Consider the following 14,792-nt stretch of genomic DNA (forward strand, 5'->3'; position numbering starts at 1 on the left):
CCGCAGAGGCTCAAAGTCAAGTGACAAGTTGCACGCGCTAGCTTCAAACAAAGTGCTAAAACTTAGAGAGCTATAAACAAGTTTATGTTCCTTTAAAAAATTGTTCAGTTTAGTGTTGACATACCAACCCTTACATGCTCTTAGAGATAGAATAAAAACTTCAACTCGGTATTAGTAAAAAACTAGGAGTCAAGGCTTGAAATTTTATTAGATTTTTTTTCTGAAATCCTTCATAATAAGGTTATAAAATTGTTTAATAATGAAAATAATTAGCTTGGAAAATAAATGAGGAGGTGGTTTTATGTGGTGGTTGTTATTTTTAAGCGCCGTAGCAGCTATAATTGCAACTTTCACAAGGTTTGGTTTCAGCATTATCGCAGTTTTAATTGCCTTACCAATAATTTATACTGCCTTCAATACGTTATTCGTAAATGTACGAAAAATAAGGATTTTGTTTAGAAAAGCCATTAACATTCTGAACCTATCAACATTTGATATGCAATTTAGATCTGTATTTAACATTGAAAATAAGTCAAAAATACAAAATATTAACAAGGATTATCTTATCATTCAAGATATTATATATGATATCTTGTTAAAGGAAGGTTTTAGTGGTAAAAAAAATGAGCTTATCGAACCATCACTAGATAGAATTAGTGGTGTGAAGTTTTATATTCACCCTTATAAAATTTATATGTCTATAGATCAATCGGATAACTTTGGTGAACAGTCACTTACCCTAACAGCAAATGGTAGGTTAAAATACAGAAACGGTGAAGCAGTATTAAACGATTTCTTAATAAACGTCTATGAGGGTATTGAACAATTAGGACTGAACCAGAACAAATATATTCTTAAACTTTCAAAGAACACTAATATAGATGGTTTTATGATTAAACATTTCATTAAGGAACTCAAAACTACAGAGGTAGAAAGCTTTAACATTAAAATAAATCACGCAAACATTAATATTGCTGCCAACCATAATGAAGTCACTATTGTTACTAAACAAAAAATTCATCTGATAAAGGGAATTAAGTTTTCATTAGAATTAATTAATTAATTAAGGAGTATATTTTCATGCCACAATCAATTATTATGCAAAGATTAATAAGTTTCCCACAAGAGTTTCCAGTAAGAACAAACACTACCGGTACAGCCGAGACCCGATTAATGTTTACATCCGAAATAAGGGAGCTTGGATTAAGTGAATATACAGAGGAAACTATAAATAAATACCAAGTTCTTCATCCAATTGGTAACTCATTTGAAGGAAAAGGAATTATAGAAGATGGAAGTGAGCATGAGTTAATTGCCGTATCTAGAGAAGAATCTTTTAACATTTTTAAAACACAGGATGATTTTTTACTTTTTACTGATGCTAAAAAAGCAATTATAGAACATGGAATAAAACGCTTGACAGATGGTACATATAACCATGGTGAAGGAAATATTTTTAAAACAGAAAAGTTAACAATAAATTTAAGTTCCCTGAAAGAAGAAATACAAGATGGTGCTTTAGGTAGAATTCGTGGTGGTTGGTGGAGAGGACTTCAAATTGCAGATGTTGAAGTAGCTTATTTAGGCGGAGGTACAGTGACAGAAAGTTATTACTGGAACACTTATGAGGAAAGTGAAGGGATAATCTCCGCATTAAGATTAGATATTCCTAATTTAATGGATGATGAAAATGAGGTCTTAAAGGTTCTACTAACAAAAGAGGGAAATTTGGTTGTATACAAGGATATTCCCACCGAAAGACACCTTCTTGAAGTTGCAACTACTATATTTAACTTAGCAAAGAATCACCTTGAATAATAAAACTAATCAAGAGGGAGAGTACTAGAAACCCTCCCTCCAAATTAATTTACGATACTTTTTAAATGTAAAGTGCTCTCGAATAAAATGATAAACCTTAGATAACTTTGTTAAAGGTACCAGTTTCAAAACTAAGGATGCTAAGATTCCCTCAAAAATAGAATTTATATATTTGACTTCGCAAATTTCTCTAATATTGTTGAACTAGGATGGTCAGCTAAAGATATCAATTTATTTACTAAAGCTACTGGTAATAAAGCATCATCATACATATCACACTTCAATTTTTCAATATTTGTTAATATTATATCTATATTCCTGTAATCTTCTTTCTTCGGGTTTAATATAACTTTAGCGTCTTTAGTTGGAAGAGTTGCAACGTAAATTCGCTCATTATTATCTTTATAGATTACTTTTCCACTATAATAGGATGTCGAAGCATACGGATTCTCGGGATCAGCCTTACCTGGCAATATATACTTATAAATATAATTATTATCTAGGAGTAAGGCCTCTCCTTTTTTTAATTTATTCTTTATCTTATCTGCATGTTCTACAAACGAACCTGATTTTTCTAACCCAATTAAGAACAAATTTCTCTTATCTATAAGGTAGTTTATCATTTCTCTCATTAATTTATGCATATTAGCTGTTTGCCCAAAAAATGCTAAAGGGCCGTCTTTTATAAACATAGTTTCGCTCAACAAAGATGATTTCGTCTGTAGCATTAATTTTATTATATGAATAATAAAAATCTGTTCCATAAGAGTAACCAAGTACCCTAAGATACCACCTGCACCAAGCTCTTCATCAATAGCTTCATGTAGTCTAAAGACATCTGTTAAATAAATTTCACCTTTACATTCAGGACAATAGAATATACCATCTGAAGTCATTTCATTGCAGCTTAGGTTTATGGCTCGTTTTTCACAGTTTATATTTGGGCAACTCCCTAGCTGATAAGTAAGGTCAGCCTCACTTCTTTCCTTTCCTTTATATTCCTTATAAACAAACCACTTTAACGTATCGATAAAAAAGTTACTTTCATCAGGTTTATTCATAAAAACATCGTATAATGTTTTTCTAACGGATTTAGTAAGTGACGTTTCTCCATCTAAGGAAATTCCTTTAACTGGTATTACAAACTTTAATCTCTCTATTTGCCGTAAGGATTCCATGTCTTCTTCATCTATAAATGGTAATTCATGAATTTCATCTAAATCACTTATTTTAAAAAAAGATGCTCCCAGTTGAAAAAAAGCAATTTTAGATGAGGGGAAGTCGTTTCTAACTGAAATTTCTCTATAACTTCCATCAAATGCAATTACTCTCTGAATCTCATTAGAATCATATTGGTTTATTTCAAAGGTATTAAAATGGTTTGCATCTATTTCTTCAGTTGTTTTTGGTAAATCGCAATTACTTAAGAAGTACTGTACGTCACTGTCTTTAATTACATAGGAGTGCGAAGATTTACTTGCTTTCTCAATTGGCCGCCTCCCTCTTTTTGATATATAGGCCATTATTATGCATCCTCCTGGGCAGAAAACTTATCAATTTGTACTGGTACTACAAATGAATTTGAATATGTCTTCATTCTGACAAAACCTTTATCGTTAGAAGAACTAAATTTTATTAAGCTAGAAGTAAAGTCTGCAAAATCATAGTATTTTCTTAATTCCTTTGTCTCATCCTCATTATTTAAATGTGCTATAAACCAGTTTTGAGTATTTTTTAATATATTCGAACTAATGGAACTGACTTCTTGTGTTGCATAAATTAAACCTAAATTTAATTTAGCACCTTCTTTAGCAATTCTGTTATATATCTGACTTAAATCCTTATCATCTTTTTTAGGGAATAGATTATGTGCTTCTTCAAAATAAAATTGAACAAAGTTATTGGGTTTAGTACCAATAAATCTAGACATCGCATCTTCAAATATCCTCTTACATATTTGCTCAGAATAAAGCGCTTGTATATCAGGATCCCCCTGAGACAAATCCACAATAACAATTTTTCCAATTCTTAAATGCTCTAAAATATCTTCCTCAAACGGGTTGTTATTAGATTTTGTGTGTAATCTAATCAAAGGAGTAAGTTTCTTATATCCACTTACAGTTGGGTTAGCACCAGGTTGCTTCTTCATTGTTAAGAATGTTAATAAAGCTTTTAATTCCTCATCCGCCCACTCTTTACCTTTATTCTTTTTGGGATATTCAGATGTATGTTTTAATTCCTTATATTTATCCCAAAGTTGTTCGAACCAGTTTGAAGCATCTTCAAGTGAAATTCCTTTAGAAGGGTCAATTCCTATTTCATCATTAAGTTCTTTAAATCCGCTAAATTTCACCTTGAATGTATTTGTTGGGAAACCAGCCTTTTTTAAACAACATAAGTAAGCTGCTTTCTTTCTATCGTATCTCGTTTTCGCACTACGATCATGATCTTCAGGCTTTTCTAAACTCACTACCCGGAATGCATTTACATAGTCAGAGCTTTCTCCTGTATTTCTAAAATGATTTTCGATTAGATTAAATCCAGCTGTTAGTTGTTCGTAAAAATTAACTTTCATAACTTTAAAGCCCGGCTCTTCTTTTTCAACTACACTATAACGAATAACATCTTTTTCAAAAAGTTCAAATATAGCTGTGCCTTCGTCTTGAAGATTTGCATTAGCATATTCACCATTAATATCAAAGATAATTTGACCTACAGGATACTTTGTAGTCCCATCATTATTAAAATTATTGAGGACAAACTTTGCACCAACTTCGTTTCGATATTGCTTTTGAGTAATCTCCTCAAGGGTATGATTTGCTAAATTACTCATCTCTACTGTTTGTTGTATTACTTTTTTCACAGTATTAGATTTACCTGTTCTTGTCATACCGAATAAAGCTGTTCGTTTACCTAGAAAGTCTGTAGGTAATATTGATACAGGGACTTCTTCATCATTCTCCTGAAACCTTTTAGTAGAACTATACCTAACCTGCCCAATCTTTTTATATATTTCTTCGTTTATTATACCTTCCTCATTCCCATTAACTATAAAATCCAATGCCTTTCCCTTCGGCTTAAACACGCTATAATTGTGAGCACTATAGAAGTTTTCTACGTCTGCACCAAATAACACTTTTCCACTGCTTCCTTTATAGAAACTCCCTAAAATTCTACACTCTAGCCCAGAAAAACTAAATTCATATCTAGTAAAGTCATCAAGTTCGCTACCGCTACCACTTGTATTAATATTATCCTTATAATATTCAATCATAGAACTAACTATTTCATTATCAGTAGGTAGTTTTGTAGTTTGAATGGCACGGAGCAATAAAGTTTCCGATACACCATCTTCATTATCATAATATGCTAAGAGAAATGAACCTTGTGGAACACCACCCACACGATATTTTTTAGAATCACTAATCAAAATAAATGCTTTATCGTAGTCTATATAAAAAGGACGTCCAACGAAATCTTCTTTACGTTTCCCTTCCAAAAACAAATCAATCTGAGCCTCACTTTTTATTCGTTCAGTTAATTTCAAATTTATCCCCCTCGAAATATTACTTTTTTGATAATGTAGTATCTAAATTAGGATCCTCAAACCTTACCATAGACTGTTCTCCATAATCTTTCATGACCTCTGTAGCTACCCAATTCCTTTCTAGCTTCTCCGCAATAAAGCCAGTTGTGTTACTTCCTGCAAATGGGTCAAAAACCAAATCCCCTTTGTCTGTTAAGAATTCAACAAAAAATTGAACGAGTTCCAATGGCATTCTAGCTGGATGGGGTGTAATCCCCCTTTCTCTACAAGCCTTCAAAAAAAAGTCGGATGAATTTGTATTAGAAATACTAAAAATATTCCCCGGCACCCTTCTCTCCCTTGTTTCATCAATCTGCTCTATTTCTAATACATTAGGCATAATACTTCCACCATTATCTTTTAGGAAGCTCGTTTCTCCAATATCATGTTCGGAGGGTCTCTTTCCAGAATTATATTTTTGTTTTTTAAGTAACCTTTTCATACTTGCACTATATGGACGAAGGACTTTACTATTATCTGCTTTTGGAGTATCACTCTTTGACATCCACCATACATGAGTATAACTGTCTATGGTTCTAAATCTATTTACTGTCACCCACTGGGCTGGACTAGGCAATCGTGAAGGGTTATAGCATATAAATTCTTGGCACAGATTAAGATTGGCCTTTTGATTTTTTAAAAACCCAAGAAGTGATTCTAAATGAAGTGTGGAATATACTGGTCTTTCCGCTTCCCATGAATTTCCCATTTCGATTACAATGGAACCATCATCTGTTAACAATTTACTAAAAGCCTCTGATAAATTACTAAACCACGCTCTATATTCTTCCCCTTTTAGATTTCCATATTTTTTCTTTTTGTTAAGAGGAAATGGTGGTGAAGTTATTAGAAGTTGTACTCTTCCGTGGAATTTCGCTCCTTCTTCTGAGTTAATAAAATCTTCCGCTCTATCTAAATAGTACTTTCCTAGTGATGTTTCATAAAACAAGTTTGTCATTTTCTATTCTCCTTGTAAAACGTTCTGTACTCCTTAATTCTTAAGTATAACACTTCAAATTCAATTGCGTTTATTAATTTTATTTTGTTTAATTCATTCATTGGTCTATGTATTGTTTTTTACCATTTATTTGCAAATAAAATCGGAATAATATTGAAAATTTAAAGAGAAATTGTAATTTTTCTACACTTTTATACTATATTTTTAATATGAAAAGCCTTAACATTAGAAAACTATAAAGCAGTTGGAAATCTAATATTAAGGCTATATTCATACGAATACTATAAAGTACCTGCTACCTCATAAATAAGTCTATCTTTATTTATATTTTCAAGTGCACATGCAATTCTTGGCTATGTGCCACATTAAAACTGACGGAATAGCGTTACCTAAAGCTCTATATTGATTCCCTTCGACGCCTTGTGAAATCTGGTACCTTGGCTCTCTTATCATACTTGCAGACACTCCTTGTCAAACAACCAAATTCCTACTCTCCCCAATTTTTCCAATTAACTTATTGAAACAGTGCTAGTTACTAATTAATTAATGAGTGGACAATAAGTTATAGTTTCCTATCTCCTATCCATTATCCAATACTGAAGTTGAATTACCCTTCATAACCTCACTTCCAGCGATGATTGAATAATTCATCTCACTTGCAGATGCCGTCTCCTTAGCGGCCTTTTCTTTCGCTTGTACAATCGGATCCTCAATCTTGTTATCGCCCTTAACTTCAATAATAAGCCATCTACCATTTCGTTTTTTTACTAAGAAATCTGGGTAATAGCTTCTTACAGTATTGGATTCAGGATCTATATACTGGATAAAAAATTCAGATTGGCCATGTGTGAGCATTCCAGTAAAATATATTTTTTCAATTCTATCACTAGCAATTATATCTTTAAAGAAATTTTTCTCTGGTTTCGAGTCAAAGCAATAAGTATCTAAATGAAAAGATTTATCTAACCAATTACTAAAGTAATCATCGTTTACATCTACGACTAGATTAGGGTTTGCAGACATTTCATAGTATCCTTGTTCTGGCTCCTTAACTAGATTAATCTCTTGTTCTTCTATTTTATCGTAACTTTCAATATCATACATTTCATTAAATAAACGAGGAATAATCCAATCATACAATAACTCATTGTATTTATTTACATAATCTAGGATTTCATTAAAACTCTGTTTGGAATTCCTCAATATTTTTTCAATTTCGATACATGAATTGTTTAAGTATCGAGCGATTTCAGCTACGAGCATCAATTGACTAAATTGTCTAGTATCTCTTTCATTAGTTAAGTCATACTCTTTATTCCAATTCATACTGTTACTTTTAATTAAGCCTTCCTGTACAGTTTGTACTAACCTGTACCTATCCAAATCAACTTTATCGAATTCAAAATCAATCTCGTCTGTTATTTGTTTTTCCTTCAACATATGCAATTTTTTCTTTTTATTCACTTTCATCTTAACAGGTGGTGGATTTAATTTTACCTTATAGCGCTTATTTTCACTTTTATTTTTTAAATCATCAATATTTAGTCTAAAGTTTTGCTGTAGTTCATCTTGTAATATACTCATGTTCTCATCAGAAAGGTATACATTAGCCCTCTCTTGAATATTACCTATTGCTCTCAAACATCTCATCGTTGCTTGTAGTACAAAAATCTTTGATCTTGGTTTTCTATATAACGCTACTCCAAATAAAGAACGACAATTCCAGCCTTCCCTTCCTTTATTAACAAGTAGGACAAACTGTTTTTCAGAATTTGGACTATCCAATCGATTGAATTCCCTTATGTCATCATTAGTGGTTAATTTAGAATCACCAACGTTGACAAGTATTTTATCATTTGTAATATTTAACTCTTGTAAAATTTGTTCGACAGCAGGTTTCAATTCGTTTTGTATTTCTTCTATTTTTGAACCGAAAATCGCTATTTTAGGCAATAAGCCTTCACGTCTATTTTCTCCATATTTATCCCAAAAATCTTTAATTACAATCCGCAAGAACTCTATTGATTTCGTATTAGAATATCCATTCACTGTTACTTCTTTCAAATATTGATTATCAATTGCTGCTTTCAGTCCATAAGCATAAACAACCTCTGGAAAGATTTCTTTTCCAGCGTACGGTGTTCCTGTGTAATTATAACAACCTACAACACTTGTCCCAGACTCTTCCAAAGACTTTGATATTTCGTTTATGGTGAGCCTTAAGCTAGTTTTTGCTTTCTTCAATCCCATATCCTTTGCGAGTGCATTTCCAAATGAATGATGTGCTTCATCTACGTAAATGCCCAACTGTTCAAGTCGAGTTAATTTTAAGAATCGCTGATTTTCTATTAACTCTCCTTCATCCTCAGGCTGATCGAAACCATAAAGATCTGCATTTTGGTCATAAACGCTATCTTGGCTATAAGAGGGCGTGCTAAATAACTTTTCAACTCCACTTTTTTCTTTGTGTTGCCTCTTTAATATTATTTTTTGAGTATTAGAAATGATAATATTAAACTTCGATCTATCTATAGTATTTAAAGTAGTTCCTGTATCTTCAAGAAAATGAATCTTTAAGTGCGTATTTAGCCAATTTAAATACTCAGGTGGAACTACCTTACTCCTATCAAAGGTTTGAATCTCTTTTAGTGACTGCAAAACTGTTTTATCTGGTGCAAAGACTAAGGCGTTATGACAATACTTTTTGTCCTTTGGAAACTTATTTGCAAGTAAAAATTCATAAAAGATACATGTAGCCATTAAAATTGTTTTGCCTGTACCCATAGTTAAAGAAAATATATAATTTGGGTATTCTTGAGCAAAATCTTCTGCATATTTTTTCATTCTGGAGAAAACCTGTTTATATTGCTCATGATCAATACCAAATAGAACCATCTGTTCGCCTTTTCCTAATCCAAAATCATCTCTTTTTTTAAATCCATTTTGCTTATGGTACCAATCTTCAAATATTTGATAAACCTTCCTGTTATCCAAATACTCCTTTAGAAAAATATACATCTCTAATGCTTCAAATTGGGGTACTCTTAAAAATGAATCGGGATTACTTGAATCATTAAAATCTAGGAACTTCCTTGATAAACTTCTATAATTCCTACGTATAGTACCTTTATTTTGATCATAAAATTGCCGTAAATAATTAAAGAAAGCAAAATCTAATGCAAACTCATTTTTCTTAGCCATTTTTAACACTCACCTCTAATGACTCTGATAATAAATCAGTAATCTTAACCCTAATCGTACCTGCATCTTTCGGAACCTCATATATTCCATTTACTGTCTCCTCATTTCCAGGTATATCAACTACACTTGGTTCTAAAACAGCACCATCGTAATTCCAATCGATCATAACTGATTCAACTAATTCCTTCCAATCTTCTACGTTATCTTTCATAAGACTCAGTTTTTGAAGTAGGTTCATAGGATAGAAGTTATTAATTATTAAACGACCATTCTCAATTATAATATCAGCCTCAGAATCACGCCTAAACTCTAAATTAGATTTGTCCCTTAATAAATCAACAATTTCAACATCTAATTTATACCCTACCTCTTGCTCAAGTGCAGCAGCAAGGTCTGGTTCGTGGCCCATACAAACAATTAACAGTTTTTCTACTGGCTGAGTTGGATTTTCAGCTTGGCGTTGTTCAAACATTTTATAATCAAAGTTAGTAATTAATTCATTTAAATCAGCTTTAGTAGCTATTCTATTGACCGGCATAACTTTTACCATACGTCCATCTTTTTCACCATCATATATGGAATTATTAACAAGCGTTTGTACTTCCAAAGCTTCCTTTAAAATTTCCTTAGCTTGGGCAGGATTACGAAATATCTCGTAGTGATTTACATTGTAAACTTCAAAGCCTGGTAATTCTTGATCACTCTCATTATAATTTTTTATCAGTCGTTTTGTGGTTGTTTGTACGGCAGCTAAGTTTATATCCGTTCCAACAAATTTTCTCCCAGTCTTTAATGCCACTGACTGAGTAGTGCCCGATCCCATAAAACAATCGAATACAATACTATCTTCATTAGATGATGATTTTATTATTCGCTCTAAAATTTGTTCAGGTTTTTGTGTAGGGTACTTAGTTAACTCTTTTGAACTTGTAGCCACCCCAAATCCAGGTATATCTGTCCAAATTGAATCCATAGGAATACTGTATTCATCAAGGTAATATTTTTTATATTTTTTCCCAGTAGAAGAAATATAAATATGTCCGGTTCTTTCCATTTCTTTAATAGAGTTTTCGGAGTAATCCCCTAATGTTGTTCTTTTAAATTTTCTTCCATCTGGATCTTCATATCTAAATTCCTTTAATTGTTTTTCTGTTAACTCACCATCTTGTATATGAAATATAGGATTATCTGTTTTAGAATACGCAATTATAACATCGTAAGTACGCGGCCAGTATTTTGCTTTCTTCTTGGCTCCTTTACCTACTGCATCTTTTTTCCAAATAATTTCACTTCTATAATTCGATGAGCCGAATATTTCATCCATAATACATTTTAAATGGTGTAACTTCCTATAATCACAATGTAAATAAATTGTTCCTCTATCTGATAATAATTCTCTCATTAAAATTAGTCGTTCATACATAAATTGCAAATATTCATCATTAGACCACAAATCCGAGTATTGAACTTCTTCAAAGCTATTCAAATCATTATGTAAAGCCTTTCCTTTTAGTTTTATTTTCTTCTTATAATCAGCATTTGAATCAAAAGGTGGGTCTATATAAATTAGATCTATTATGCCTCTATACTCCTTTAGCAAGTGACTCATTACCTGTAAATTATCTCCCCAAAATATTTTATTAAGCCAACCATCTACAGTTTCCCCATGTGTCTCTTTTAATTGAGCAGGGTAGTATTGTGTTGAACGAAATGGTCGCTTCCCTTTCCAATTCAGCATTGGATATCCTTTAATTGGTTCAAATTCATACTTTTCAATATTTGTTTCTTCTTGATTTAAGTTAAATTCACTCATTAATTATCACTCCTATAATTTCTGATCACAATAAAATCGCATATCACAGTTACGACAATGTTTTATTGGACGTTCTGCTATCCAGTAATCTTTCTCTTCAATACGCTCTACAATTTTATCAAACTTATTAATTGTTTTATCTATTGACTTTGTATCTTTATTAAATGTTACATAAGGGTTACTATTATCTTCACCTGTATAATATAAATGCATATTATTCACTTTTTGTCCTGTTCGTTCTTCTACTAAATGAGCATAAACTTCAAGTTGCCGTTTATAATGATAAAGTCTTTCTTGTTCCTTCACTAAATCAGGTTTTTTTTCCGATTTAAAGTCAATTATATCTACTGATCCATCTTCACCTTGAACTAAATCAATAGTCCCTTTTAACACATAATCGTCTTTCACTAAAGATACATCTACTTCCGCGTCCTTTATGTGAGACCAATTATTATTTTGTCTATCTACATACTTCTTTACTTGTTTTAAGGCAGCAATTTGTGTTTGTGGAGCAAGATAAACTCTTTCTTTTCTTATTAAATTTTTGTAATTAGATTCAAACCAGTTCTCAACATTTTCACTTGTGACTTTTTCCTCCTCGCCTTTCAAAGCGGCTTTATGAATATCCTCAATAGTTTGGTGTACAAGAGTTCCAAACAATGTTGCCCCCTGTCTTACCGGAGCAAATTCTAGATCTTTATAAAATTTATATTGAATAGCACATGTTTCAAAAATATTAATATGTGAAGTAAATGAATATTCTTTTTTGATGTTGACATCTTTAACATCCTCAAGTTCTAAATCATATATATCCGTAACTTCTCTCCAACTTTTTAATGGCTTATAGGATTCAATAAAACTTTTAGATGGAACATTTCTAGTCCCTTGTCCACTCGCCTTGCTTTCTAGACAACTCAACACTAATAAATTCTGTGCCCGGGAAAAAGCAGTATAGTAAAGTCTCCAAAAGTCATAATATTTTGTCCTACTCAATGGTTCAAATGGTTCTTTTCGATAAAAGTCCTCTTGCAATACTTCATCTAGATCTGAATATTGTTTTCTAGGTGATGATTCAAGTGACCCAACTATTACAATAGGAAATTCTAACCCTTTTGACTGATGAATTGTTAAAAATGATATACAACCACTCGGTGCATACCCTGAATCATCTTCATATTCATTAATTCCACCGTTGATTAAAAAGCGAAGATATTGATTAAAAAATGTCCTTAATATTTTATTTACTTTTCCAGGCGTAAACACTGAAACACGATGCAAATATTCAAATTTAGTTAACAACTGGGAAAATAATGAGAGGTTTCTTGCTGGACGACTGTCTCTAACTCCTTCAGTTCCTTGTTCCAAATATCGGTTAAATAAATCAAATTGTAGTAACTGATAAAACAATCCAGCGAATGCGTAATCAGTATTTTCACTTAAACTATAATGGTGTTTTGATTTTTTTCTTGCCCACTTTAATAACTTTTCATTCTCAGGCTTCCTAAGTTCATTTGTAAATTCTAAAAAACACTGATCATACATTTCCCATTCGTCTAAATGCGCATTTTTATTCCATTTTCTTACTTCAGGAAATTGCGGAAATAAGAAAATGATTGCGCCTATTAGTAACCGTACTTCTTCTCTATCAAAATACATATTTGACCTCGGCGAATAGACTGGAATATTTTTTTCTTCTAAATAGTTAGCCAATCCTGTAACCTTTGAATTTTTTACAGACTTAAATAGAAAAGCTACTTGGTTCCAATCTGTGAGCTTCCCTTTTTCTTTCAATGACATTAAAAATTGATATATTTCTTCATACCAACTATCTAATACATCGGCACCAGATACTTTTAATACGGCACTACTATTAGGATAGTTATCCTCATTCGGTACTATTTTCTTATCATATCTAAAGCTCTTACCTTTATAGTTCCAATTTTGTTGTTCCATCCATTGATTATAAAACTGAATAATATTCGGATGAGAACGGTAGTTAGTTGACAATTCAACCTGTGTACATACTTCATTTGGAAATTTATTAGGAAACTCTAGGATATTTCTAATTGTAGCACCTCTAAAACGATAAAGACCTTGGTCATCATCACCAACAACACAAATATTTTGCTTTTCCCCTGCTAATAAAAAGATAATTTCTTCCTGGATAGTATTGGTGTCTTGATATTCATCAATCATTAAGTAATGCAATTCTTCACTAAGTTGAGATGTAATTTGAGGATATTCTTTTAGTAATTTATAGGCCTCTAATTGAATCGTAGAAAAATCAAGAGCATTTTCCTCTTCCAATTGTTGTTGATATCGATCATAGCAATAGCCTAATGCTTGTACTTGAATTTCTGTTGACTTTTTTAACTCTTCAATATCTAACATTTCTTCACTTACTTTATTAATCCATTTAAGTAAATTCTCGGCCTTTTTCCATCTAGAAGTTCTCTCTCCCACTAATATTTCAACATTTGGAATTTGTAAATAATCGTTTAACTTTTGGTACAGAAAATACTGCTGGTCAAATTGATCCATTAACATAAAATTTTTCTTAAGCCTGGTGTATTCTCTATTTTCTTCTAAAATGCGTAAACAAATTGAGTGTATTGTTCCTAGGTACATTTCATTTAGATTAAAAGATATGTTTGCTTCATGGAGGCGATTAGAAACACGAGTCATCAGCTCATTTGCTGCTTTTTCAGTAAAAGTAGCCACTAATATATTTTCTGCTTCTACCCTTTTTTTCGTAATTAAATAATAAATGCGCTCAACAAGAGTATATGTTTTCCCTGACCCTGGCCCCGCAATAATCAAAACGGGCCCTTCGGTAGTTTGGACAGCTTTTAACTGATTTATATTTAACTTTGGCATTCCGTTCCCTCCGATTACAGGTTAATAGAATAAAAAATTCTCTTTATGATTTAAAGGTAGATCTTTGTATATATGAAATTTAGAATTTGCACGAATGTTTTCTTTTAATGAATCGCCTATCATCCCCAAGCTTTTATTATTTAGTACTTTTTGAATTTCTTACATCTCCTTAAACCTAAAATACACACCTATATATCGGCATTTGTATCTAGCACTTTGCTCACTACATTCAATCTTCTTTTTCCACATTGTTGACGAAGTACCGTTGTATACTTTCCGTTTCTTTTGAATTTATCTTCATTATTTATGTATAGTTTTTGGATCAAATCTACCATTTCTTGTTCACTTATAAAATCATCCCAGTACTTATCAATGACTAGATTAATATATGCAGCTAAATCTCTTTGTGTTTTTTGAAAAAGTTTAACTTCCACGTTGAAGTCACCCACTCTTACTTTTTTTATACTTTATTTTTATTTTATAGATAGTCCAATAGTAACACAACAGAAATGAAAAAATATGTAAAAATTTCTGTCGCC

General features: G+C 31.8%; 9 protein-coding genes. 2 read left to right on the forward strand and 7 right to left on the reverse strand.

The window, feature by feature from the left end:
• Positions 1-301: 301 nt before the first annotated feature.
• Positions 302-1,063 (forward strand): hypothetical protein, encoded by a 762-nt coding sequence (locus NC797_RS15070; RefSeq protein ID WP_272437641.1) that lies wholly within the window; start codon positions 302-304, stop codon positions 1,061-1,063.
• A gap of 17 nt (positions 1,064-1,080) precedes the next feature.
• A complete protein-coding gene (locus tag NC797_RS15075; RefSeq protein ID WP_272437642.1) occupies positions 1,081-1,818 on the forward strand; it encodes a hypothetical protein in 738 nt (245 codons plus the stop codon).
• A gap of 164 nt (positions 1,819-1,982) precedes the next feature.
• Here the strand turns inward: NC797_RS15075 and NC797_RS15080 are convergent, their stop codons facing one another.
• From NC797_RS15080 to NC797_RS15110, 7 genes are all read right to left on the reverse strand, one after another.
• Entirely contained in the window at positions 1,983-3,341 is a 1,359-nt protein-coding gene (locus NC797_RS15080) for a DNA double-strand break repair nuclease NurA (protein WP_272437643.1), read from the reverse strand.
• Positions 3,342-3,343: 2 nt separating this feature from the next.
• A complete protein-coding gene (locus NC797_RS15085) occupies positions 3,344-5,365 on the reverse strand; it encodes an ATP-binding protein (RefSeq protein ID WP_272437644.1) in 2,022 nt (673 codons plus the stop codon).
• Between the two features lie 19 nt (positions 5,366-5,384).
• On the reverse strand, positions 5,385-6,362 hold the full coding sequence (locus tag NC797_RS15090) for a DNA-methyltransferase (RefSeq protein WP_272437645.1): 978 nt from the start codon (positions 6,360-6,362) through the stop codon (positions 5,385-5,387).
• Between the two features lie 579 nt (positions 6,363-6,941).
• Positions 6,942-9,563, reverse strand: coding sequence for a TnsA endonuclease N-terminal domain-containing protein (locus NC797_RS15095; RefSeq protein ID WP_272437646.1), 2,622 nt, complete (start codon positions 9,561-9,563; stop codon positions 6,942-6,944).
• The gene (locus NC797_RS15100; RefSeq protein ID WP_272437647.1) at positions 9,556-11,376 is read right to left on the reverse strand and encodes a site-specific DNA-methyltransferase; all 1,821 of its coding nucleotides are present in this window, start codon (positions 11,374-11,376) and stop codon (positions 9,556-9,558) included. Before NC797_RS15100 ends, NC797_RS15095 begins: the two co-directional genes overlap by 8 nt.
• Before the next feature lie 12 nt (positions 11,377-11,388).
• Entirely contained in the window at positions 11,389-14,253 is a 2,865-nt protein-coding gene (locus NC797_RS15105) for an ATP-dependent helicase (protein ID WP_272437648.1), read from the reverse strand.
• A 188-nt stretch (positions 14,254-14,441) separates the two neighbouring features.
• On the reverse strand, positions 14,442-14,687 hold the full coding sequence (locus NC797_RS15110; RefSeq protein ID WP_272437649.1) for a TIGR04540 family protein: 246 nt from the start codon (positions 14,685-14,687) through the stop codon (positions 14,442-14,444).
• Positions 14,688-14,792 lie beyond the last annotated feature (105 nt).

This window comes from Terrihalobacillus insolitus, assembly GCF_028416575.1.
GTDB classification, from domain to species: Bacteria; Bacillota; Bacilli; order Bacillales; family Amphibacillaceae; genus Terrihalobacillus; species Terrihalobacillus insolitus.

Coding starts and splice junctions, on each gene's coding strand:
- NC797_RS15070 (WP_272437641.1), top strand. CDS start 302: ATGTGGTGGTTGTTATTTTTAAGCGCCGTAGCAGCTATAATTGCAACT.
- NC797_RS15075 (WP_272437642.1), top strand. CDS start 1,081: ATGCCACAATCAATTATTATGCAAAGATTAATAAGTTTCCCACAAGAG.
- NC797_RS15080 (WP_272437643.1), bottom strand. CDS start 3,341: ATGGCCTATATATCAAAAAGAGGGAGGCGGCCAATTGAGAAAGCAAGT.
- NC797_RS15090 (WP_272437645.1), bottom strand. CDS start 6,362: ATGACAAACTTGTTTTATGAAACATCACTAGGAAAGTACTATTTAGAT.
- NC797_RS15095 (WP_272437646.1), bottom strand. CDS start 9,563: ATGGCTAAGAAAAATGAGTTTGCATTAGATTTTGCTTTCTTTAATTAT.
- NC797_RS15100 (WP_272437647.1), bottom strand. CDS start 11,376: ATGAGTGAATTTAACTTAAATCAAGAAGAAACAAATATTGAAAAGTAT.
- NC797_RS15105 (WP_272437648.1), bottom strand. CDS start 14,253: ATGCCAAAGTTAAATATAAATCAGTTAAAAGCTGTCCAAACTACCGAA.